General features: G+C 37.4%; 21 protein-coding genes. 16 read left to right on the forward strand and 5 right to left on the reverse strand.

Translation table 11 applies throughout. From position 1 onward, the window contains the following. Nucleotides 1–15 precede the first annotated feature (15 nt). A complete protein-coding gene (locus EV200_RS03710) occupies nt 16–720 on the reverse strand; it encodes a RibD family protein (RefSeq protein WP_132529449.1) in 705 nt (234 codons plus the stop codon). Between the two features lie 190 nt (nt 721–910). Here EV200_RS03710 and EV200_RS03715 point away from each other — a divergent pair, with 190 nt between their 5' ends. From EV200_RS03715 to EV200_RS03790, 16 genes are all read left to right on the forward strand, one after another. After that, a complete protein-coding gene (locus EV200_RS03715) occupies nt 911–1,441 on the forward strand; it encodes a GNAT family N-acetyltransferase (protein WP_132529450.1) in 531 nt (176 codons plus the stop codon). A 461-nt stretch (nt 1,442–1,902) separates the two neighbouring features. Then, entirely contained in the window at nt 1,903–2,985 is a 1,083-nt protein-coding gene (locus EV200_RS03720; RefSeq protein WP_132529451.1) for an efflux RND transporter periplasmic adaptor subunit, read from the forward strand. Nucleotides 2,986–3,006: 21 nt separating this feature from the next. Next, nucleotides 3,007–6,177, forward strand: a complete 3,171-nt coding sequence (locus EV200_RS03725; protein ID WP_132529452.1) for an efflux RND transporter permease subunit — start codon at nt 3,007–3,009, stop codon at nt 6,175–6,177. Further along, complete coding sequence (locus tag EV200_RS03730) at nt 6,170–7,603, forward strand: TolC family protein (RefSeq protein WP_132529453.1); 1,434 nt, start codon at nt 6,170–6,172, stop codon at nt 7,601–7,603. Before EV200_RS03725 ends, EV200_RS03730 begins: the two co-directional genes overlap by 8 nt. 256 nt (nt 7,604–7,859) lie before the next feature. Continuing rightward, complete coding sequence (locus EV200_RS03735; RefSeq protein WP_132529454.1) at nt 7,860–8,072, forward strand: hypothetical protein; 213 nt, start codon at nt 7,860–7,862, stop codon at nt 8,070–8,072. A 400-nt stretch (nt 8,073–8,472) separates the two neighbouring features. After that, a complete protein-coding gene (locus tag EV200_RS03740; protein ID WP_132529455.1) occupies nt 8,473–8,895 on the forward strand; it encodes a VOC family protein in 423 nt (140 codons plus the stop codon). Nucleotides 8,896–8,967: 72 nt separating this feature from the next. Next, nucleotides 8,968–9,348: a DoxX family membrane protein gene (locus tag EV200_RS03745; protein WP_132529456.1), complete on the forward strand. Its 381-nt coding sequence runs from the start codon at nt 8,968–8,970 to the stop codon at nt 9,346–9,348. Nucleotides 9,349–9,437: 89 nt separating this feature from the next. Then, nucleotides 9,438–9,869: a DUF2147 domain-containing protein gene (locus tag EV200_RS03750; protein WP_132529457.1), complete on the forward strand. Its 432-nt coding sequence runs from the start codon at nt 9,438–9,440 to the stop codon at nt 9,867–9,869. Between the two features lie 5 nt (nt 9,870–9,874). Next, nucleotides 9,875–10,894 carry a WD40/YVTN/BNR-like repeat-containing protein gene (locus EV200_RS03755; RefSeq protein ID WP_132529458.1) on the forward strand — a complete coding sequence of 340 codons (1,020 nt, stop codon included), beginning with the start codon at nt 9,875–9,877 and terminating at the stop codon, nt 10,892–10,894. A 132-nt stretch (nt 10,895–11,026) separates the two neighbouring features. Further along, on the forward strand, nt 11,027–11,842 hold the full coding sequence (locus EV200_RS03760; RefSeq protein WP_132529459.1) for a TerC family protein: 816 nt from the start codon (nt 11,027–11,029) through the stop codon (nt 11,840–11,842). A gap of 111 nt (nt 11,843–11,953) precedes the next feature. Next, nucleotides 11,954–12,649 carry an HAD family hydrolase gene (locus EV200_RS03765; protein WP_132529460.1) on the forward strand — a complete coding sequence of 232 codons (696 nt, stop codon included), beginning with the start codon at nt 11,954–11,956 and terminating at the stop codon, nt 12,647–12,649. Next, complete coding sequence (locus EV200_RS03770) at nt 12,646–13,482, forward strand: phosphoribosyltransferase family protein (RefSeq protein ID WP_132529461.1); 837 nt, start codon at nt 12,646–12,648, stop codon at nt 13,480–13,482. The genes EV200_RS03765 and EV200_RS03770 overlap by 4 nt, the downstream gene beginning before the upstream one ends. Before the next feature lies 1 nt (nt 13,483). After that, nucleotides 13,484–14,038, forward strand: a complete 555-nt coding sequence (locus tag EV200_RS03775; RefSeq protein ID WP_132529462.1) for a TerD family protein — start codon at nt 13,484–13,486, stop codon at nt 14,036–14,038. Between the two features lie 4 nt (nt 14,039–14,042). Beyond that, nucleotides 14,043–14,657 carry a TerD family protein gene (locus EV200_RS03780; protein ID WP_132529463.1) on the forward strand — a complete coding sequence of 205 codons (615 nt, stop codon included), beginning with the start codon at nt 14,043–14,045 and terminating at the stop codon, nt 14,655–14,657. A 24-nt stretch (nt 14,658–14,681) separates the two neighbouring features. Then, entirely contained in the window at nt 14,682–15,779 is a 1,098-nt protein-coding gene (locus tag EV200_RS03785) for a toxic anion resistance protein (protein WP_132529464.1), read from the forward strand. Between the two features lie 8 nt (nt 15,780–15,787). Beyond that, on the forward strand, nt 15,788–16,750 hold the full coding sequence (locus tag EV200_RS03790) for a hypothetical protein (RefSeq protein WP_132529465.1): 963 nt from the start codon (nt 15,788–15,790) through the stop codon (nt 16,748–16,750). Nucleotides 16,751–17,267: 517 nt separating this feature from the next. Here the strand turns inward: EV200_RS03790 and EV200_RS03795 are convergent. From EV200_RS03795 to EV200_RS03810, 4 genes are all read right to left on the reverse strand, one after another. Continuing rightward, on the reverse strand, nt 17,268–18,131 hold the full coding sequence (locus EV200_RS03795; RefSeq protein WP_132529466.1) for a dienelactone hydrolase family protein: 864 nt from the start codon (nt 18,129–18,131) through the stop codon (nt 17,268–17,270). Nucleotides 18,132–18,192: 61 nt separating this feature from the next. Further along, nucleotides 18,193–19,200: a phosphotransferase enzyme family protein gene (locus EV200_RS03800; RefSeq protein WP_132529467.1), complete on the reverse strand. Its 1,008-nt coding sequence runs from the start codon at nt 19,198–19,200 to the stop codon at nt 18,193–18,195. A gap of 80 nt (nt 19,201–19,280) precedes the next feature. Continuing rightward, nucleotides 19,281–20,222: a helix-turn-helix domain-containing protein gene (locus EV200_RS03805; RefSeq protein WP_132529468.1), complete on the reverse strand. Its 942-nt coding sequence runs from the start codon at nt 20,220–20,222 to the stop codon at nt 19,281–19,283. 24 nt (nt 20,223–20,246) lie between these two features. Beyond that, a complete protein-coding gene (locus EV200_RS03810; RefSeq protein WP_132529469.1) occupies nt 20,247–21,338 on the reverse strand; it encodes an efflux RND transporter periplasmic adaptor subunit in 1,092 nt (363 codons plus the stop codon). Nucleotides 21,339–21,347 lie beyond the last annotated feature (9 nt).

A 21,347-nucleotide genomic window follows, 5' to 3' on the forward strand; every position in this document is an offset into this window, starting at 1 on the left:
CTTTTGAATCGTTCTTTAAAATGTATAAGTTATCCAAAGCACATCATCCTCAATTTGTTTAACATTTTTTAGCTTCATCAGGGTTGCGTCTTTTCCTTTTATTTTTGGATCAATCTCAAAAACTGATGATGTTTCCATTCCACCATCTGCAATGGGCAATAATAACTGATGAAATTCATCAATTAATCCAGCCTGTAGAAAGCTTCCGTTAATACGTGCGCCGCCTTCCAGCATCAGTTTTTCAATTCCGAACAATTTACGCAGTTTTTTTAAGGCTATTGTTAAATCTATTTCATCTTTTCCGGCAAAAATATAAGACACCCCAATTTCCTGAAGGTGGGCCAGATAACCATCCTTTACGTTTTCAGTTAAAATGGTAATCACTTGGTCGCCATGCAACGTTGATTCTTTCCAGCCTAATTTGGCATGCCCATCTAAGGCAATAGCAAACTTGCCCGAAGCATCAATTTTGCCAATAAAGTCACTTCGATCTATGGCTGAATGCCCACGCTTTATAATCGGTTTTTCGAAATTCGTAAAATCCTTTTCCATCGTAGTTCTACCTACTATCCAGGCCTTAATTCCGATTTCTTCATGTGCCTGCTCAAACTTTTCTCTAAGCTTTTGCATCTTTTTACCATTGCCCCATTTTTCTCCTAAGATCTTTCCATCTACAGAAGTCATCATAAGGCAAATTACATACGGTCGTTCATTTTTCATATAGCGCTGACTGGTACAAAAAGCTAACAAAAATTAATCAGGCTTGTTTTTGATTTATGGTAGGGTGAGTACTGTTCTTATATAAAAATGCCTTTATTCAATCGGATCAGCCACTTTATTTAAAATATTTAACAAATGTTAAAAGTAAATGACCAAGGATTACATAATTTTGGGAACAGTATTTAATCATATGGAACATATCATAATCACTGCAGCTACGGCTGAAAACATCAGTACAATTCAACAAATTGGTAAAGAAACCTTTCACGAAACTTTCTCTGAGAGCAATACCAAAGAGGATATGCAAAAATACCTTGATGAAAACTTTAGTGAACAAAAAGTTAAAAGCGAACTAAATAATAGTGAATCAATGTTTTTCATTGCATGGGATGAAAGTCTTCCTGTAGGTTATTTAAAATTGAATATTGGCGCTGCACAAACTGAAGATCAGGGGCATGCGGCATTAGAAATTGAACGGATTTATGTCAAATCAACTCATCATGGTAAAAAGGTTGGCCAAATGCTTTATGAACAAGCATTGGTTACTGCAAATCAATTAAAGAAAAATACCCTATGGCTAGGGGTTTGGGAAGAAAATTCCAGAGCCATTAGGTTTTATGAAAAAAATGGCTTTGTTGCTTTTGATCGGCACATTTTTAAAATGGGTGATGATGAGCAAACTGATATTATGATGCGTAAAACATTATCATCTGCAATCTAAAACTGATCTTAGTATGGCCATCACAGGTTTTGGTGGCTTGCTATGACCTTTAAACCTTCACCACTATTTTAAACATCAAGAAAGATAAGCTCATTTTCCCCTTTCTTAATCATTATATTATTGGGTATAGCACCCTGCTATCGCCATTAAATCTCATTGTTTACTTGCAACATGAAGAGGGGATAAGCATATTGTAACTTGTCCAAAAAACACTGTTTTAGCGCCCAGCTATAGCCTGTTTTAGTTTAATTCCGGTGCCATTCGCACGGATCCATTCCAACCTGAAGTTCAACTTCATTATAACTTCATAAATCTGTAGTTATTTCGTACCAGTATTAATTAAATGGGGTAAACTAAATTACAGAACAGAACTGCATCATGAAGCAGTGATCATCCTGAATGAATCGATCCCAGATTAATCAGATAGAAAAAAAATCAGATAACTATTCACAAAAAACAAAATGAAAAGAAATGTCATGTTCCTCGCTTTAAGCGTTTTGCTTTATGTAACAGGATGTACATCAAAAAAAGAGGAGAAAGAAGAGGAGGTTACTTACGCGGTTACTACACCGTTAAAGATCGATACTTCATACACCAAAGAGTATGTTTCTCAAATTAAATCGGTAAGAAACATCGAAATCCACGGACAAGAAAAAGGCTATTTGCAAAACATTTATGTTGATGAAGGTCAGCATGTAAATGCCGGGCAGGTATTATTTAAAATTATGCCTAGAATGGCGCAGGCTGAATTGCTAAAAGCACAAGCCGAAACCAAAGCCGCAGAAATTGAACTGGAAAATACAAAGTTGCTTTCAGATAAAAATGTGGTTTCGAAAAATGAGCTGGCCATGGCGAAGGCTAAATTACAATCGGCCAATGCTGAAACCTCAATGGCTAAAATGCACCTTGCTTTTACAGAAATCAGGGCACCTTTCGCGGGTACGATAGATCGTATTCCATTTAAATTGGGAAGTCTGGTTGATGAAGGTGCGTTATTAACCAGCCTATCAGATAATAGCCAGGTTTTTGCATACTTTAATGTTTCAGAACCAGAATACCTGACCTACCAAAGCACAGTTAAAGCAAAGGGTGGACAGGAAGTTGGTTTGTTGCTTGCTAATAACGAAGTGCTTAAATCAAAGGGGAAGGTAGAAGTTATTGAAAGTGAATTTAATAATGAGACTGGAAATATCGCTTTCAGGGCCCGCTTCAATAACCCTGATAATTTGTTAAGAAACGGCGAAACAGGTAAAATTCAAATGGTTGTCCCATTAAAAAATGCATTGGTTATTCCGCAAAAAGCTACTTATGAGATTCAGGATAAAACCTATGTATTTGTTGTTGGCAATGATAATAAAGTGCACTCAAGAGAAATTACCATCGTAACCGAAATACCAGATTTATACATTGTAGGTACTGATTTAAAAGAAGGCGATAAAATTTTGCTGGAAGGCATTCAGAAGGTAAAAGACGGCGACAAAATTAAATACAAGTTGTCCAATCCGAAAGATGTAATTAACCAGTTAAGACTTGCTGCAGAGTAATCATCCTTTAATCTTAATATTATGTTCGGTAAATTTATACAGAGGCCAGTCCTCTCTATCGTAATATCGCTAATTATTGTGTTTCTGGGTGTTTTGGCCATCACAGGTCTGCCCGTAACCCAATTCCCAACGATATCTCCACCTAAAGTAAACATCACGGCTGAGTATCCTGGTGCAAATAACGAGTTATTAGTTAAATCAGTTATCATTCCATTAGAGCGTGCCTTGAATGGTGTACCGGGAATGAAATATATTGCTTCAAATGCCGGTAATGATGGTGAAGCCAGTGTTCAGGTGGTTTTCAATTTGGGAACAGATCCTAATCAAGCTTCATTAAACGTGCAAAACCGTGTGGCTGCGGTGAACAACAAGCTCCCGCCATTGGTTATTCGTGAAGGGGTGAAAATTAGTAGGGAAGAACCTAACATGTTGATGTATATCAATTTGTATAGTAAAGACCCGAAAATGAATCAGAACTTCCTGTACAATTTTGCCGATATCAATTTACTTTCTGAATTGAAAAGGGTAGATGGAGTAGGATATGCAGATATCCTTGGAGACAGGGATTATGCCATGCGGATTTGGTTGAAGCCAGATAGAATGCAGACCTACAAGATCTCTCCTGATGAAGTAATGGATGCTTTAGGCAAACAAAGTTTAGAAGCATCGCCAGGTAAAACAGGTGAAAGTTCTGGTCAGCGTTCTGAAGCTTTTGAGTATGTGTTGAAATATTCTGGTCGTTTTACTACACCTGAGCAATATGGAAACATCATTTTACGGGCCAATGCGAATGGTGAAATGTTGCGTTTAAAGGATGTGGCTGACATTAGTTTCAGTTCTTCATTCTATAACCTTTACTCTACCTTAAATGGAAAATCTTCGGCAGCTATTGTATTAAAACAATCTTACGGAAGTAATGCCACGCAGGTAATTAAAGATGTTAAAGCCAAAATGGCTGAAATCAAAGCAACATCCTTTCCTAAAGGTTTGGATTATGAAATCAGTTATGACGTTTCTAAATTTTTGGACGCATCTATAGAGAAGGTAGTTCACACATTGGTAGAAGCTTTTATTCTGGTGGGTTTAGTAGTGTTCTTGTTCCTTGGAGACTGGAGGTCAACTTTAATTCCGGCGATTGCAGTTCCGGTATCCTTAATTGGTACGTTCGTGTTTATGCAGTTCTTTGGCATCACCTTAAACCTGATTACCCTATTTGCCTTGGTAATGGCGATCGGTGTGGTAGTGGATGATGCGATTGTGGTAATTGAAGCCGTGCACGCCAAGCTGGAGCATGATCCGAAGTTATCTGTTTTGAAGGCGACACAAATGGCCATGAAAGAAATCAGCGGAGCCATTATTGCCATTACATTTTTGATGGCAGCGGTGTTTATTCCGGTAACTTTTATGTCCGGCCCGGTAGGTATTTTTTACCGCCAGTTCTCCATCACCATGGCTACAGCAATTATTTTATCAGGTGTGGTGGCATTAACTTTAACGCCAGCCCTATGTGCCATGATGTTGAAAAATCAACATGGCGTAGCTAAAAAGAAAACTGTTGTTGATAAATTATTGGATGGCTTTAACAATGCCTTCTTTAAACTGACTGGCCGATATGAAAATATCTTAAGTAAGGTGGTAGGCAGACGGTTATTTACTTTTGGTGTGTTGGCGGTATTTTGTGTCGGAATTTATTTCATAAGTAATAGTGTGCCATCAGGCTTTATTCCGAATGAAGATCAGGGGATGGTTTATGCCATTCTTCAAATGCCTCCAGGTTCTACATTAGAGCGTACCAATCAGGCTGCAGAAAAATTGCAAAAAATGTCTGAAGATGTGGAAGGTGTTAAGTCTGTTTCATCATTGGCAGGTTATGAGGTTTTATCAGAAGGTACAGGATCAAATACCGGTACATGTTTGATTAACCTTAAAGACTGGAGCGAACGTAAAAACTCTGCAACAGATGTAATTAAAGCGCTAGAAGAAAAAGCCAAAGATATTCCGGGTGCTACAGTTGAATTTTTCCAACCACCGGCAGTACCGGGATATGGAGCAGCAGGTGGTTTCGAATGCCGTCTTTTAGATATGGCCGGAAGTGGTGATTACAAAAAGCTGGAAACAGTTGGTAATGATTTTGTAAAGGAATTGAATAAGCGGAAAGAACTTTCTTCGGTATTTACATTCTTTAGTGCAAGTTTCCCACAATACATGCTGAACATTGATAATGATCTGGCGCAGCAAAAAGGCGTAAGTATTGATAATGCAATGAGTACCTTATCTACTTATGTAGGTAGTGATTATGAAACCAGTTTCATTAAATATGACCGTCCTTATAAAGTGGTTGTTCAGGCTTCGCCGCAATACAGGGCCTTACCAGAAGATGTATTAAAGCTTTATGTTAAAAACAATAAAGATGAAATGGTGCCTTTTTCAGCCTTTATGACCATGAAAAAGGTATACGGTCCATCAGAAATTACCCGACATAATATGCACAATGCCGCCGAAATCAGTGGCCAGGCTGCACCAGGTTACAGTTCAGGCCAAGCTATTGAAGCCATTAAAGAAGTGGCACAAAAAACCTTGCCACGTGGCTATGCCATAGACTGGGCGGGTATTTCAAAAGATGAGGTATCGCGTGGAAATGAAGCCATTTATATCTTCTTAATCTGTTTGGGTTTCGTGTATCTGGTATTGGCCGCTCAGTATGAAAGCTTTATTCTGCCACTGGCTGTTATCTTATCACTTCCTACCGGTATTTTTGGTGCATTTTTATTCATAAAACTGTTTGGATTAGAAAATAACATCTATGCACAGGTCGCCATGGTCATGCTGATTGGGTTGCTGGGTAAAAATGCCGTGCTGATTGTTGAATTTGCGATGCACCGGCATAGTCAGGGTGTTACGATTCTTAAAGCCGCCATGGAAGGTGCAGCAATCAGGTTCAGGCCAATCTTAATGACTTCCTTTGCTTTCGTTGCAGGTTTAATTCCGCTTACAATAGCTACCGGGCCAGGAAGAATTGGTAATAGAACAATTGGTACAGCTGCCGCCGGAGGGATGATATTCGGTACTGTTTTAGGTGTATTAATCATCCCTGGTTTGTTTTACATATTCGGTACAATAGCAACCAAACGTAAGCTCACCACTATTGAAGAAGGACATCCGTTAACTGAAGAAATTGAAGACAATGTTTAAAAATAGCATTTATAAAAGCCTTGGTTTAGCTGTGATATGTGCAGCTTATACCGCCTGTAAATTACCAGAGGTTGCGCAACGTGCTGAAAATAAAAACGTACCTGAGGGTTTTAGTGACTCAAAAGATACTGTGAACAGTGCAAGCATCCAATGGAAAACATTTTTTACAGATCCAAACCTGGTTAGCCTGATTGATACGGCTTTAAAAAATAATCAGGAATTAAATATCACTTTACAGGATATTGAAATTGCCAGAAATGACATTAAAGCTAAAAAGGGTGACCTTTTACCTACAGTAGGTTATGGTGTTGGTGCTGGGCTGGAAAAAGTAGGCAGATACACCAGCTCTGGTGCTGGTGATGCCTCAACGGAAATTATACCTGGAAAAGGTGTTCCTGAAGTGTTACCTGATTACAAATTTGGTCTTCAGGCTAACTGGGAAGCAGATATCTGGCACAAATTGCGAAATGCAAAGCAATCGGCGGTAAATCATTATCTATCAACCATTGCAGGGAAAAATTTTGTGGTCACTAACCTGGTGGCTGAGGTAGCCAATTCTTATTATGAATTACTGGCCTTAGATAACCAGCTGGATATTGTGAAACAAAATATTAAAATTCAAAGCGATGCCCTGGAACTCATGAAGATTCAGAAAGAGGCTACTAGGGTTACTGAACTTGCTGTAAGGAAATTTCAGGCGGAGGTTTTAAGCTCTAAGAGCATGCAATTTGATATTCAGCAAAATATAACGGAGACAGAAAATAAAATCAATTTTTTATTAGGCCGGTATCCTCAACCGATTATCAGGGATGGAAAAAGTTTTACAGATCTGGTTCCCGCAACGGTACAATCTGGTATTCCATCTCAATTATTGGCTAACAGACCTGATATTAAACAGGCAGAACTGGAACTGGCAGCAGCAAAGTTAGATGTGAAAGTGGCAAAGGCACAATTTTATCCTTCTTTGAGCATCTCTGCAACATTAGGTTATCAGGCTTTTAACCCAAGCTATTTATTAAGGACACCAGAATCTCTAATCTATTCTTTAGCTGGAGATTTAGCCGGACCGCTGATTAATAAAAATGCGATTAAAGCTGAATATCTTACTGCAAACGCTAAACAGTTGCAAGCGTTGTTTGATTACGAGAAGACCATTTTAAATGGTTATATAGAAGTGGCCAATCAAATGTCTAATATCAATAACCTGCAGAAAAGTTATGATTTAAAAAATCAGCAGGTGAAGGCACTTACCGAATCGATAGACATATCCAATGCTTTATTTAAATCAGCCCGTGCAGATTATTTTGAAGTCTTGATGACACAACGTGATGCGTTGCAATCAAAATTGGAATTAATTGAAACTAAAAAGCAACAGCTAAATGCCGTAGTCAATATTTACCACGCCCTTGGTGGCGGATGGAACTAAAGCCCATCTCTTGTTTTAGCAAATTTTTAAACGGCCTTCGAATCTTTTCGAAGGCCGCTTATTATATACTGTATTTTAAATCTGGGATAACCTTTGTGAATTAAAGATTATTGATCTTAGTACGAAATAGGGTTGTTTTTTCTTTCGTTTTGATTGGTGTTTAGGTAATTCGAAAAAAATCGAAACTTTTTTAAGTAAATTCTTTTAATTATAATGTAAATAGTATAATTTTGTGGCGCTAACCAAATATAATTTTATGAGCAATTTATCTCATCCGGAACCAGTAAAAAAATCCGATAGGGTAGAATCCAATCATAAGACCTTTAACGAATCCTATGCGCAGACTTCAAAGCGAAAATTTGAAGGATGGCCAATCTTGTGGATTTTATTAATTCTTTCTATTATTTTGCTAATCGTTTGGTACACTGGATCAGCATCTATGATTATAGAGTGGATAGAGAAAAAGTAAAATGATTTAGTGCCTATCCTTTCAAAAGATGGTAAATGAAGGTTGCAGGCTGAAATTGAAATGATTGCGAGAGCGCTAATTTAAGTGGTTCAATAAATTAACTTAGAATTTTTCATCATCGCTTGGAATCTGTTCTGCAGAAAAATAGCAATATAACATGATGGCGAATGATCCGATGTAGAAAGCTGCTGTGATTAATAGGAATGTGCTCATGATCTAAGGTTTTTTTGGTTAGGTTATTTTAACATTAAGTTTTCGTGAATTGTTTATTAAACATATAAATAAAAATGAAATAAGTCAATAGTGTTGAAAAATATTTATTTAATTTTTTTTTAGTTTCATTTAACCAAATAATAAAAACAAATCTTTATTAAATACCGAAAGGCTAAATCCAGCGAAAATGGTTAAAATTAATCCGTATTTAAACTTTAATGGCAATACCGAAGAAGCGTTTAATTTTTATAAATCCGTTTTCGGAGGTGAGTTTTTAGCTGTTCATCGATTTAAAGATGCGCCCGGCTCTGAAGAAATGAAACCAGCTGATCAGGAAAAAATCATGCACATTGCCCTATCCATTGGTGGCAATATCTTAATGGGAACAGATGTGATGCCACCCATGTCTCCGGCCACCCATGGCACCGGGATTTCGATTTCTATAGATGCGGAGAGTGAAGCGGAAGCCAGTCAGGTTTTTGAAAACCTATCTGCTGGCGGAGAGATTGCCATGCCCTTAGAAAAAATGTTCTGGGGTGCACTTTTTGGTATGTTAACCGATCAATATGGTATTCAATGGATGGTTAATTATGATGGGCAGAAAAAATAAGAAGCAGATGATAAAATTATCCTTGAATTTTTATAATTTAAAGTTTTATAAACCAATAAAAATCAGTGTATTATGAAAATTGCAACCATTGTTATTCGTGTGCTCTTAGCAGGAATGTACCTTTTCGCCTCTATTCCTTATTTCTTAAAAATTATTCCTGGAGAAATGCCAGCCATGACTGCCGATCAGACTACCTTTATGACCGGAATTACAGCATCGGTTTACCTCATGCCATTAATTAAAGGAACGGAGCTTATCTCCGGAATTTTGCTGCTCATCGGGCGGACTGCACCATTAGGCGCTTTGCTCATCTTTCCGGTTACCTTAAACATTTTTCTCTATCATGCTTTCTTAGGCCCTAAAGAATTGCCGATGGTAGCGGTTATGCTTATTTTTAATGTGTTTCTTTTCTTTGCCTACAAGCAAAAATATCTGCCTATTATATCTAAATAAATTAAGGCACACACTATTTTCTTTTTAATTTATTATTTGGATACAAAAGTCAATTCACTATCTTTAAAAACTAACTATAAATAAAAAATATGAGAAAGTTTCCCTTACTAATGCTGCTGTTTGTAGCCATGTCATTTTCAGTGTTTGCACAGAATAAAGATGCAATCGTTGGTAAATGGCTAAATCCATCCGGAGAAGGACAAATCGAAATCTATAAAAAGGGCGATAAATACTTCGGTAAATTAGCCTGGATTAAAGAACCTAATATTAATGGAAAACCTAAACTGGATGTTAACAATCCAAGTGTCACCATGAAGAAAAGACCTTTATTAAATCTCGAATTGTTAAAAGATTTTGTTTATGATGATGGTAAATGGACAGATGGAACTATTTATGATCCTAAAAGTGGCAAAACCTATAGCTGTAACATGACCATGAAAGGTAATGATGTATTAAATGTAAGGGGCTATGTCGGAATATCATTATTGGGTAGATCTGAGACTTTTAAGCGAGTTAAATAAATAAAATGAAAAGATTAATATGGTGCCTTTTAATGGCACCTTTTTTTTGCACTGCGCAGTCGTTCAGTTTGAAGCCTTTAAATGAAAATACCAAAACCAGTTTACGTGGCTTGAATGTGGTGTCTGATCAGGTGATATGGGCCAGTGGGAGCAATGGTTCTGTAGGGAAAACTGAAGATGGTGGCTTAACCTGGCAATGGGTCAAACCAAAAGGGTATGAAAAGCTGGATTTCAGAGATATAGAAGCTTTTGACCAGCTGCATGCTATTATAGTAAATGCCGGATCGCCCGCTTACGTGCTTAAAACGGATGATGGTGGTGCTACCTGGACTGAGCATTATAAAAATATTGATTCTGCCATCTTTTTAGATGGGTTAGGTTTCTGGAATAAAAATAACGGAATCATTTTTGGAGATCCGATTCGGGGTAAAATGCAGTTATTAAAAACGACAGATGCTGGTAAAACCTGGAAAGATATATCCTCTAATCTTAAACTTCCGCTAGCCGAGGGTGAGGCTGGATTTGCGGCAAGTGGAACCACCATTAAAACTTTATCAAATGGTAAAGTCTGGATTGCTAGCGGTGGAACAGTATCCAATATTTATTTTTCTAATAACTACGGGGAAAACTGGAGCGTTTTTAAATGTCCGATTTTGCAAGGTGAAAGCACTACCGGACCTTTTTCAATCGATTTTTACGATGCTAAAAATGGAATTGTAGTCGGCGGAAATTATGTGAAGAATAAAGCCAATGATAACAATGTATTACTTACCAATGATGGTGGCAAAACCTGGAAAAAGCCCCTAACACCAGTTGCAGGTTTCCGATCAGCTGTAACCTACCTGACTAAGCAGATATTAGTGGCTACAGGAACTTCAGGCACAGATATCTCTACTGATAGTGGGCAAAACTGGAAACATATTTCAGATCAAAGCTTTAATGCGGTACAAAAAGCAGGGAAAGGAAACCGTATTATCATGGCTGGAGAAAAAGGAAGCATTTTCGAATTGATCATCAAGAAATAAATTCCTCTAAAAACGTAACAGTTTTTTGTAAACCCTATCTAAACGGTAATGAATTTAATTGATGAAATATACTGGAATGGGAATATTTTGTTTTCTTTGTTAACTAATACTTAATTATATACTAAACGTTCTATGGATTTTTTGCACACTGTTTTAGGTGATGACATTCAGGCTTCTTTGCTTATTATTTTAAACTTAATTGTAATCGAAAGCCTTCTATCTGTTGATAATGCCGCCGTTTTAGCTACAATGGTGATGGATCTTCCAAAAGACCAACGTGATAAAGCTTTAAAATACGGTATCATTGGCGCTTATGTTTTCCGTGGTATCTGTTTATTTCTGGCCGCCTGGTTAGTGAAAATATGGTGGCTAAAACCACTCGGCGGACTCTATCTAATTTACCTTGCCTTTGATTATTTCTGGAAAAAGAATGCCAAAAAGAATGAAGAAGAGGAAGAAGTTGATAAAAGCAAAAGCTGGATTTATAAATCAACGGTGGGTTTGATTGGTACTTTTTGGGCTACAGTGGCTCTGGTAGAGGTAATGGATCTGGCTTTCTCTATTGATAACGTTTTTGCCGCAGTGGCCTTCACTGATAATATTTACCTGATTTATATTGGTGTATTCGTAGGGATTTTAGCCATGCGTTTCGTTGCACAGGCTTTTGTGAAACTAATGGAGAAATTTACCTTTCTAGAAACCGTAGCTTTTATTGTGATCGGCGTTTTGGGTATCAAGTTAACCTCATCATTATTTACACATTTTAATCCTCAATCACCCATTTCTCATGCCATAGAAGGTGAGAAAACAGATTTATTTGTTTCCATATTTACCGTAGCGATCTTTATTTTGCCGGTAATAACGTCACTCTTGTTTAACTTTCCTAAGAAAACAAAAACTGAGCTTGAAGTGGCAGCCAAAGCCGAAGATGTTTTAAAGAAGTCTTAGCATATTTTCAATGAAATGTCTATTAAATTCTTACATATGATAATTCTAAAAGCTGAGTTAAATAAGTAATATTAAGGTTTATAATTTATAGCTAAAGAAAATACATAGGGAATGAACTCTTATAAACATTACTCTTTTGATCTCTGGTTAACCTTAATTAAATCAAACCCTGCCTTTAAGGTAGAACGAACACGCTATTTTCATCAACATTTTAATGGTAAAAATAAAAGTGTTCAGGAAGTTGGTGTCATTTTCAGGCAGGTAGATTTAATGGTTAATGCCATGAATGAAAAAACAGGTAAAAATGTTGATGCGGATGAAATGTACCTGATGGTCATCAGCCTGATCAATGATTATGACTTTAACTTTCATGATCTCGACCTAGACGATTTATACCAGAAAATGGAAGTGTTGCTGCTTAACCATATGCCATTAATTTATTGCGATAATTGCCTGAATGTGCTATCTGCGATAAAAAGTAGTGGTGAAACTTCCACCAATATTTTGAGCAACACTGGTTTTATAAAAGGACATACCCTCAGAAAAGTAATTAGCCATTTGGGAATTGATGAATTTATAGACTTTCAATTGTATTCTGATGAAGTAAGAATGTCAAAACCCAACAGTGGCTTTTTTCAATTGATGATCAACACCATTGATCGGCAAAAGCATCAGCAATTATCTTTAAACGAAATTATCCATGTAGGTGATAACCCATTTGCGGATATCCGTGGAGCACAAATGATGGGCATTAGCAGTATGCTGATCCACTCCAATAATTTATCTATCTCAAATCTACTCTCATGATTCCATATACCTATTCACTCCATAAAATTGATAATACGGCCGATTTTGGCTTTGATCCGAATGATTACAGTCGTTTTAAATTCGGCGATGATTTAGTTGCCCGTTCTTTTGGTAAAGCACTGGCTGATGGCTTTATTAAGTACTACTTGGCAGAAAACCGGATTGCCGATCAGATAGTAGTGATTTCAAGTCCTTACAGTTTTATTCCGACAGCAACTTTTGCCATGAAAAATTATTTTGTTTCGCAACTGAACCGCTGGCTGGTTGAAAACGGAGGGCTTACTGCGCAGGAGGCTAAAGTACACCGTACCATTACTTACAAAGAAGATTATGGTGAATTAAGTGCTGAAGAACGCATGAATTTGATCGGAAATGATTCCTTCCATATCGATAAGGACTTTTTAGAAGGAAAAACCTTATTGTTTTTAGATGATATTAAAATCACCGGAAGTCATGAACGTATGATTATCAAAATGGCGAAAGCATATGGCTTAAACAATGAGATTCATATGCTTTATTTTGCCGAACTGGTCAATCATCAGATCCACCCGAATATCGAAAATGTTCTAAATTACCATCAGGTTAAATCCATCTTCGATCTGGAAAAAATTATCAAGAGCGGTTATTTTTGTTTCAATACCAGAATTGTTAAATATATTTTGAATACAGAACACAATAGCTTTTCGATATTTTTAGAGCGGATGGACCACGATTTTATCCATCAGCTTTATGATTTAGCGTTAGGCAACAGCTACCATTTAATGGAGGCTTACACAGATAATTTACAGCTCATTAAAAGTTACATCAAAGACAATACTTATAAATTAATATAACATGGCTATCAACTTGCAAAAGGGGCAAAGAGAAAATATCGATGCACCAAAATTTACAATAGGTTTAGGTTGGGATACCAACAATTCATCTACAGGCTCTGCCTTCGATTTAGATGCTTCAATTTTTATTTTAAACGATCAGAAGAAATTAGTCTCTGATGAGAATTTCGTTTTTTACAATAACCTGGTTTCACCGGATGGCGCAGTAGAACATACTGGCGATAATTTAACCGGAGATGGCGATGGTGATGATGAGCAAATTAAAGTTGACTTAACCAAAATAGATCCAAGGGTTAGTGAAATTTGCGTGGTGGTAACCATCCATGATGCTGAAAACAGAAGACAGAACTTTGGTCAGGTGAGAAATTCATTTGTACGCATTTTTGATGCCGTTACCAATGAAGTCATTTTGAAATATGAACTGGAAGAAGATTTCTCTATTGAAACGGCTGTAGAATTCGGAAGAATTTATAAACGTGAAGGCAAGTGGAAATTTGAAGCCGTTGGAATGGGCATGAAAGGTGGTTTACAGGATTATTTAAATAAATATCAATAAAATTATGGCAATCAATCTTCAAAAAGGACAACGCATTAGCCTTGAAAAAAGTAATGGAAGCAAATTGCAAAATGTTTGTGTAGGCATCAACTGGGGCGCAATAGAGAAAAAAGGATTATTTGGTTTTGGAGCATCAAAGGAGGCTGTGGATTTAGATGCCAGTTGTGCTTTATACAATGAAAATAAGCAACTTTTAGAAGTGGTTTATTTTGGTAACCTCAAATCAAAAAACGGATCTGTAAAACACAGCGGTGATGATTTGACAGGTGATATGGGGGGAGATGATGGACTGGATAATGAAATTATCACACTAGATTTTTCTCAGTTAGATGCGAGTGTTGCATATGTGGCATTTGTATTAAATAGTTTTAGAGGGCATGATTTCGGAACCATTCCTTTTGCCTCCATCCGGATTTACGAAGGAACGACCAAACAGGTAACGGAAGTTTTTGCAAAATATGATATCGCCAACGGTTCAAACTTTGCTGGCCATGTATCTATGGTGATGGGTGTTTTCTATAAGAAAAACAACGAATGGAAATTCAATGCCATAGGTGAACCAACAAAAGATAAAAAACTGGAAGATACGGTGAAGACGGTTACTCAAAATTATTTATAAGCGTGGCTTAACAAATATAAAACTATGGAAACCAACCCTAACGTTACTCAGGATTTAACACCAGTAAAACTGGATAAAGATGGAAATGTAGATCTGGAGAAAATAACACCTCAGGAAACAGAAAAATATGCAGCACTTGGTAAGTCTCTGGAGCCATCTGATGTCAATTCTATTTTAAATTATGGAAGTGATGCCCAAAACTCTATGGAGAAATACAGTAATGATTTTTTATCATCTGTAAGAACCTATAACAGTGGCGAAGTTGGCGGCTTAATTAACGAACTGCTTACCGAACTGAATTATATCGATGTTTCTGAACTGGAGCAAAGTGGCTTTAAAAGTTTTATTTCGAAGATTCCTTTCTTAAAATCATTGGTGGTAGATGTTAAAAAACTCTTCCAGAAGTATGATGTGGTGGTGAATAACATCGATAAGATCACCAACAAAATCAAGGCGGGCCGCCTCAATTCAATCAAGGATAACAGTTCGCTTCAAACCATGTTTGATAGCAATGTGAGTTATATCCATCAAATGGAAGAGCTGATTATTGCCGGACAGTTAAAGTACAATGAATTGTCTTTAAAACTGGCGGAAATGGAAGGCAGACCAGCAGATTACCAGGATTATGAAATTGCGGATTTAAGAGATTTTACCAATCGTTTAGATAAAAGGCTGGCCGACATGAAAATCGTGCGGTTTATTATGCTTCAATCGCTGGCGCAGATTCGTGTGGTGCAGAACAACAATACTTCCATCGCAGAAAAGGCACAGTCAATTGTTTCTACTACTATTCCGGTTTGGAAAAACCAGTTAACCCTTGCCGTGGCGCTACAAAGGCAAAAGGCGAATGTAGAAATGCAGAAGAAAGTTTCTGATACCACCAATACCATTCTACAGAAAAATGCAGAGATGTTGAAGCAAAACAGTATCGATGTAGCTAAAGAGAATGAAAAAACTGTGGTATCTTTGGAAACCTTAAAAATGACTACAGCATCCTTAATCAGTACCCTGAACGAAGTTAAACAAATTCATGAAGCGGGTGCACAAAGCAGAAGAGTGCTTGATGGTGAGTTGAAAACTTTAGAAGCAGAGCTGAAAAAGAACGTTACGAGGGTGAGCTAAATTAAAGCATGGATGATTACCGTTTAAATATTTTAAAAAAATCGAGCACCGAAATCAACCGTTTACAGTTGCTTTCGGTGTTTTTTGATGAAGAGATTATTTATAAAATTTATTTACGGAGCCAGGTTATTCACCAGTTATTTGCCAATAATGAAGAACTGGAAATTGATAAGCTTGATCTTTTCCATGTTCAGTTTACCGAAAGTGTAATTGCGCTACTGCGGAAAATAAAAAAGAGCAACGAAAAAAATGTGAGTCTGATTTATGATGAGATTGATCTTAATGAAGAACTCATTGGTAGAATATCTGGTTCGGTAGTTAATCAGCAAAATTACCGTCTTGACCAACAAAAGCAGTCTTTAAAAGTTAATCAATCTTTAAGGCGGCTATTTGCCGTGTTATCCGATCTCAGTACTGACTTTCCTTTCTCCAGAAACATTAATGTATTTAGCTCAAAGTATGCCAATGATTTTTATTTTGATGTAACTCCAGATCAACTTTCTCAATTGATTGATTTTAGTACGAAGCGAGTGTACACCAATATCAATGCGATTATTGAAAGGAAATTGATGGGGCTGTTGTGTAAATATGATTTCCGTACGGCTTTTTCATTCGGTTTAAAATCTGGTGAATTGGTAATAGAGGTATATCGTTTTTTAGATCTCGACAGGTATTTCTTATTTTTTCCCAGCAGAAATCTGTTTTTATTTTGTGATTTAAGCCTTCTAAATGGGATAGAAAAAGATAATAACCTTTCAGAGAAAGAGCGTATTATTCAAGAGCTGGAATATAAAAACGATAAGCTTAAAAGTAATGCGGCCGTATTGAAGGTAGCGATCCCGGCAGAGATAAATGCATTGCTCGAAGATAGCTACCTTAAAATTTCAGATATTAATTTCCTGAATCACCTCAACAATTTCGATGTGCAATCGAATATCTTAAAGGCCATGTTGAAAACGGATTTGTTTTAGGCTGGGTTGAAGAATCCATTCGAAGATTCGTCCTCCTGAACTTGTTTCAGGATCTTATTAAGATAGTTGCTGAACTAAATTCAGCATGACGATTGGGTTGAGGATTTTACTCAAAAAGACCGTCATTGCGAAGCAAATTCTTCATTTGCTGAAGCAATCTCCGTTGAAGAATATACAAAATAGATTGCTTCGTGCCTCGCAATGACGATGCCCTTTGAAGATTCGTCCTCCTGAACTTATTTTAGGATCTTTTTTAGAAAGGTGCTGAACTAAATTCAGCATGACGGTTGGGTTAAGTATTCTACTCAAAAAGAACGTCATTGCGAAGCAAATTCTTCATTTGTTGAAGCAATCTCCATCGAAGAATCCACAAAATAGATTGCTTCCCCGAAAGGTTGGGGCAGGCTGTCGTTCCTCCTCGCAATGACGATACTGCTTAAGGGATTGTCTTCCTGAACTTGTTTCAGGATCTTATTAAGATAGTTGCTGAACTAAATTCAGCATGACGGGTGGGTTATCATCTCGTTAATATTGCCAACTTCTGCTTAAACAAATCAATTGTTCGTTGCCAGGCCAGTTTTGCTGCTGCTTCGTTATACCTGGTTGGTGAGGTATTATTATTAAAAGCATGATTTACGCCATCGTAGATATAGATTTTGTAATCTTTATTATTTTCTTTTAATGCTTTTTCATAAGCCGGAATACCTGCATTAATTCGTTCATCCAGGCCACCATAATGCAACATTAAACTCGCTTTTATTTTAGGGACATCCACCACATTTGCCTGTGCCCCATAATAGGCCACGGCAGCTTGTAATTTTGGATCATTCACAGCCAGTTTATTTGCCATTCCGCCGCCCCAGCAAAAACCAACGCAACCCACTTTGCCATTGGCATCTTCTCGGTTACGGAGATATTCCAGCCCTCTTAAATAGTTTTGCAAATTCTTTTCCGGATCTAGTTTTCCGATCAGCTCACGGCCTTTATCTTCATCAGTTGGTGTGCCGCCTAAAGGCGAAAGTGCATCAACACCAAGGGCAATAAAGCCTTCAGCTGCAACTCTTTTTGTAACATCAATAATGTGTGGATTTAAGCCCCTGTTTTCATGAATAACCAATACACAGCCTATTTTTCGATCTGTTTTAGGTTTTGCCAAAACCGCATTCATGTTTCCTTCTACCCCGGCATAAGTAATATTTTCTACCAAAATCTCATCACTAACAAAGGGCGCTGCTGCTGCATAGTTATTCTCCAGTAAAGGTAAAATAGTCATTGCCATGGCTGTGCCACCTGCTAACAAAGCCAGTTTCTTCATAAAATCTTTCCGGCTTAGACCACTATGGGTGTATTCATCGTAAAGCGTGATTATTTTCTGATCCATCTGACGTATTTTTAGGTTTAATACAAGATAAGCATGTTGCCTGAATTTTTCTTTCCGTTAGCTAAAAGTTACAATACAAGGTTTCCCATTTGCGTATTAAATCAATTCGGTGCCTGGTAAATTTAGGCGTTAGAAAGGGATTTGAAAAGTCATCAAAATGATCATAAAAAAACTTAAGGAAAAATAGATGGAAGCAGATGCCAAGATAGGGGATGGCTTCAATTTCATCTGTAGTAAGTTTTCTAACTTTTTGGTAGGCCTTTAAAAAGATATCGAAGTCTGCTGTTGCCTGTTCTTTGGTAATGGCGTTGTTTAGCTGATGAAAAAAGAAGTGATTCAAAAACGACATCAAATCATTAATCAGATAACCATGGCCAGCAAAGTCAAAATCAAAGAAAGTGATTTTTCCTTCCTCATCAAAATGGAAATTTTTCGGTAATAAATCATAGTGGCAATAGCCTGTTGAGAAGGATTTTGTATCAAACGACTCAAATTTTTGTATCACACGGCTGGAGATTTCCTCAAGGTATTGAAATTCCTCAGGCATTTCTTTTAAATGAGGTTCCAGCGTACCCAACGGGTCTAGTAGTGTCGTTTGAAAATTAAACACCGGTCTTGAATCGTTCAGTGTTACTGATGACATGGTGATGTGCATGTTTGCAACATCAGTACCTAAGGTTTGGAGTTGTATTGTATTGAGGTCATGAATTACTTTTCCAGGTGCAAAGGTAAATAGTACCCCATTTCTGAAGCCTTCTATTGCATTAAACTGCTGAATCTGCTTATTATCTTTGTCTGTTATTGGATAAGATACCGAATGACCTTCTGCTCTTAATGCATTTAATAGGGAAACCTCGGCCCTGATTTCATCTAACTTGCGATGCGCATTGCGATAGATTTTAAAAATATACTTGCTTTCAAGGTTTTCTAAAATATAAGTGTCGCTTACATTTCTAATCAGCAGCCTGCAGGTGGTATCAGCAGGTAATTGATAGGTATTAACAAGATGTATCTGTAAAGCAGCTGAAGAGAGGGTGGAATATTGCGCCGGAAAAATCTGTGCGTTCATGAGATCGGAAAGTTTCCGATAAAGTTAAGGTTTAAATATTATTCATAGACAGCGGATGGGCATTACTGGCTGGTTGAAGATTAACTTGTTCTGAATGCCTTAGGTGTACATTGTAGCTGACGCTTAAAAAAGATATTGAAATTTGCCGGGTACTCGAAGCCAAGGCAATAGGCAATTTCAGAAATATTCCATTCGGTATTTCTCAAAAGTGCAATTGCTTCGGTGGTTATTCTTTTCGCAATATGTTCTGAGGTGGTTTTACCCGTTACTTCTTTCACAGTATGATTCAGGTGATTTACATGAACTGATAATCTTTGGGAGAAGTCGTGCGCTGTTTTTAATTCCAGTACATGTTCGGTAGAGCCAATCGGAAACTGCCTTTCCAGCAACTCCATGAATAAAGAAGTTAACCTTACTGAAGCATTATTTTGCTTGAAAATGCTGCCTTGTGGCTTTATTTTTAAAGCTTCATGCACCAGTAAATGTACGTAATTGCGCAGCAGATCATATTTATGTACATAGTCTCCATCCATTTCTTTCATCATGCCAGAGAAAATACCCACTAATGTTTGTTCCTGTGCTTCATCAACATGAATGACAGGGTTATCATTTATCCGCCACATTAAAGAATCCCGTAAGCTTTCATTTCGGCTATGGATAAAATTTTCCGTGAAGAGGCAAAAATATCCTGCAGGTTTCAGCGAGGTGCTTTCCCAAGAGTATGGAATATTGGGATTGGTAAATAATAAGGCTCTTCCTTTGATCTCTATTTGTGCATCAGGATAATGCAATATGCCGTTCCCAATAATAAGCGAAATTTTATAAAAATCTCGTCTGCTAAAGGCTGATGGCATATTGGTACAAACCACAGCGCGATTAAAAACATTGAAGTGGCCAATGTCATCAATCATTCTCAGGCTAGGGGTAGGAATTTCAGGGCGGGTGATTTTTAGTTTGTTGTAAAAATCCTCCAGTGTTTCCTTCTTATTGATGTTATTAATTTCCTGATTTCTGGCCAGCATATTAAAGCAGTTATAAAATCAAATTTAAGATTTAATTGGCATTCCTTCATGCATTTCTTCGGTTGGTTCTGCAACTAATTTGTCGCCTTCTTCCAGGCTTCCGAATAACTCCACTTGATTATCGGTTTCCCTGCCTTTCTTCACCGCCACTTTAACGGCCTTTCCATCCACAACTTTAAGTACAAATAAGCCTTCACTGGTATCAAGCAATGCTTTTTTAGCCACTACAAAAGTACCTGCGTTGGCGGGTAATGGAATATTCACTTCTGCCACCATTCCAGGTAATAACGTTTTACTGGCATTTGGAACATCCATTTCAATGCGTTCGGATCTTAAACGTAAATCCAATGCGCCAGAAAGGCGCTTAACCCTTGCGGTAAAAGTTTTATTGGGTATAGATTTAACGGTAAAGCTTACCTCATCGCCGGCCTTTAAATAACCCGTGTAAACTTCGGGTATCGAAACCGCTAATCTCAAATTTTTCTGATCCTGAAGGGTAAACAAGGGTAGGTCTGAGCCTTTACCAGATGGACCAACGTAGGCACCTAAATTTACATTTCTTGCTGAGATAATACCACTAAATGGCGCTCTGATGGTTAAATAATCCTGTACCGAACCCACTTCTTTATACGCTGCTTTGGCAGCTTCCAATTGTGCCAGATCTGAATTTTTTCTGGCCAAGGCCTGATCTAAGTCATTTGTTGAAATGGTTCCCGGCGTTTTGCTGGTTTCATATAAACGATTATAGTTTGCCTTGCTGGCGGTATAAATGGCCTCTTGTGCTTTAATTCTGGATTGTGATGCGGCCAGTTGAGAAGCCATTTCTGGTGCTTCTAAAGTCATTAGTAACTGGCCCTTGCTTACTTCCGATCCGATATCAACCTTTAACGATTTAACAAAGCTGCTTACTTTTGCGTAAAGATCAACCTGTTGCAGGGCAATTAATTCTCCGGGTAAACTCAATTGGGTAGAGAGCTTTTCTTTTTTTAATGCGAAGGTTGCAATGGTTAAAGGCTTTTCTTTTTGCTTTTCAGCCTTACTTTCTCCATTTCCACAGCCATAAATAGCGGTAATAAAGGTTAATCCTAAGAATGTGTAAAATATTTTTATATTCATGATGGTCGT

The sequence above is a fragment of the Pedobacter psychrotolerans genome (assembly GCF_004340665.1).
Lineage (GTDB): Bacteria > Bacteroidota > Bacteroidia > Sphingobacteriales > Sphingobacteriaceae > Pedobacter > Pedobacter psychrotolerans.

Excerpts from the sequence above, each read along its gene's own strand:
- EV200_RS03710 (WP_132529449.1), bottom strand. The coding sequence starts at position 720 with ATGAAAAATGAACGACCGTATGTAATTTGCCTTATGATGACTTCTGTA.
- EV200_RS03715 (WP_132529450.1), top strand. The coding sequence starts at position 911 with ATGGAACATATCATAATCACTGCAGCTACGGCTGAAAACATCAGTACA.
- EV200_RS03720 (WP_132529451.1), top strand. The coding sequence starts at position 1,903 with ATGAAAAGAAATGTCATGTTCCTCGCTTTAAGCGTTTTGCTTTATGTA.
- EV200_RS03725 (WP_132529452.1), top strand. The coding sequence starts at position 3,007 with ATGTTCGGTAAATTTATACAGAGGCCAGTCCTCTCTATCGTAATATCG.
- EV200_RS03730 (WP_132529453.1), top strand. The coding sequence starts at position 6,170 with ATGTTTAAAAATAGCATTTATAAAAGCCTTGGTTTAGCTGTGATATGT.
- EV200_RS03735 (WP_132529454.1), top strand. The coding sequence starts at position 7,860 with ATGAGCAATTTATCTCATCCGGAACCAGTAAAAAAATCCGATAGGGTA.
- EV200_RS03740 (WP_132529455.1), top strand. The coding sequence starts at position 8,473 with ATGGTTAAAATTAATCCGTATTTAAACTTTAATGGCAATACCGAAGAA.
- EV200_RS03745 (WP_132529456.1), top strand. The coding sequence starts at position 8,968 with ATGAAAATTGCAACCATTGTTATTCGTGTGCTCTTAGCAGGAATGTAC.
- EV200_RS03750 (WP_132529457.1), top strand. The coding sequence starts at position 9,438 with ATGAGAAAGTTTCCCTTACTAATGCTGCTGTTTGTAGCCATGTCATTT.
- EV200_RS03755 (WP_132529458.1), top strand. The coding sequence starts at position 9,875 with ATGAAAAGATTAATATGGTGCCTTTTAATGGCACCTTTTTTTTGCACT.
- EV200_RS03760 (WP_132529459.1), top strand. The coding sequence starts at position 11,027 with ATGGATTTTTTGCACACTGTTTTAGGTGATGACATTCAGGCTTCTTTG.
- EV200_RS03765 (WP_132529460.1), top strand. The coding sequence starts at position 11,954 with ATGAACTCTTATAAACATTACTCTTTTGATCTCTGGTTAACCTTAATT.
- EV200_RS03770 (WP_132529461.1), top strand. The coding sequence starts at position 12,646 with ATGATTCCATATACCTATTCACTCCATAAAATTGATAATACGGCCGAT.
- EV200_RS03775 (WP_132529462.1), top strand. The coding sequence starts at position 13,484 with ATGGCTATCAACTTGCAAAAGGGGCAAAGAGAAAATATCGATGCACCA.
- EV200_RS03780 (WP_132529463.1), top strand. The coding sequence starts at position 14,043 with ATGGCAATCAATCTTCAAAAAGGACAACGCATTAGCCTTGAAAAAAGT.
- EV200_RS03785 (WP_132529464.1), top strand. The coding sequence starts at position 14,682 with ATGGAAACCAACCCTAACGTTACTCAGGATTTAACACCAGTAAAACTG.
- EV200_RS03790 (WP_132529465.1), top strand. The coding sequence starts at position 15,788 with ATGGATGATTACCGTTTAAATATTTTAAAAAAATCGAGCACCGAAATC.
- EV200_RS03795 (WP_132529466.1), bottom strand. The coding sequence starts at position 18,131 with ATGGATCAGAAAATAATCACGCTTTACGATGAATACACCCATAGTGGT.
- EV200_RS03800 (WP_132529467.1), bottom strand. The coding sequence starts at position 19,200 with ATGAACGCACAGATTTTTCCGGCGCAATATTCCACCCTCTCTTCAGCT.
- EV200_RS03805 (WP_132529468.1), bottom strand. The coding sequence starts at position 20,222 with ATGCTGGCCAGAAATCAGGAAATTAATAACATCAATAAGAAGGAAACA.
- EV200_RS03810 (WP_132529469.1), bottom strand. The coding sequence starts at position 21,338 with ATGAATATAAAAATATTTTACACATTCTTAGGATTAACCTTTATTACC.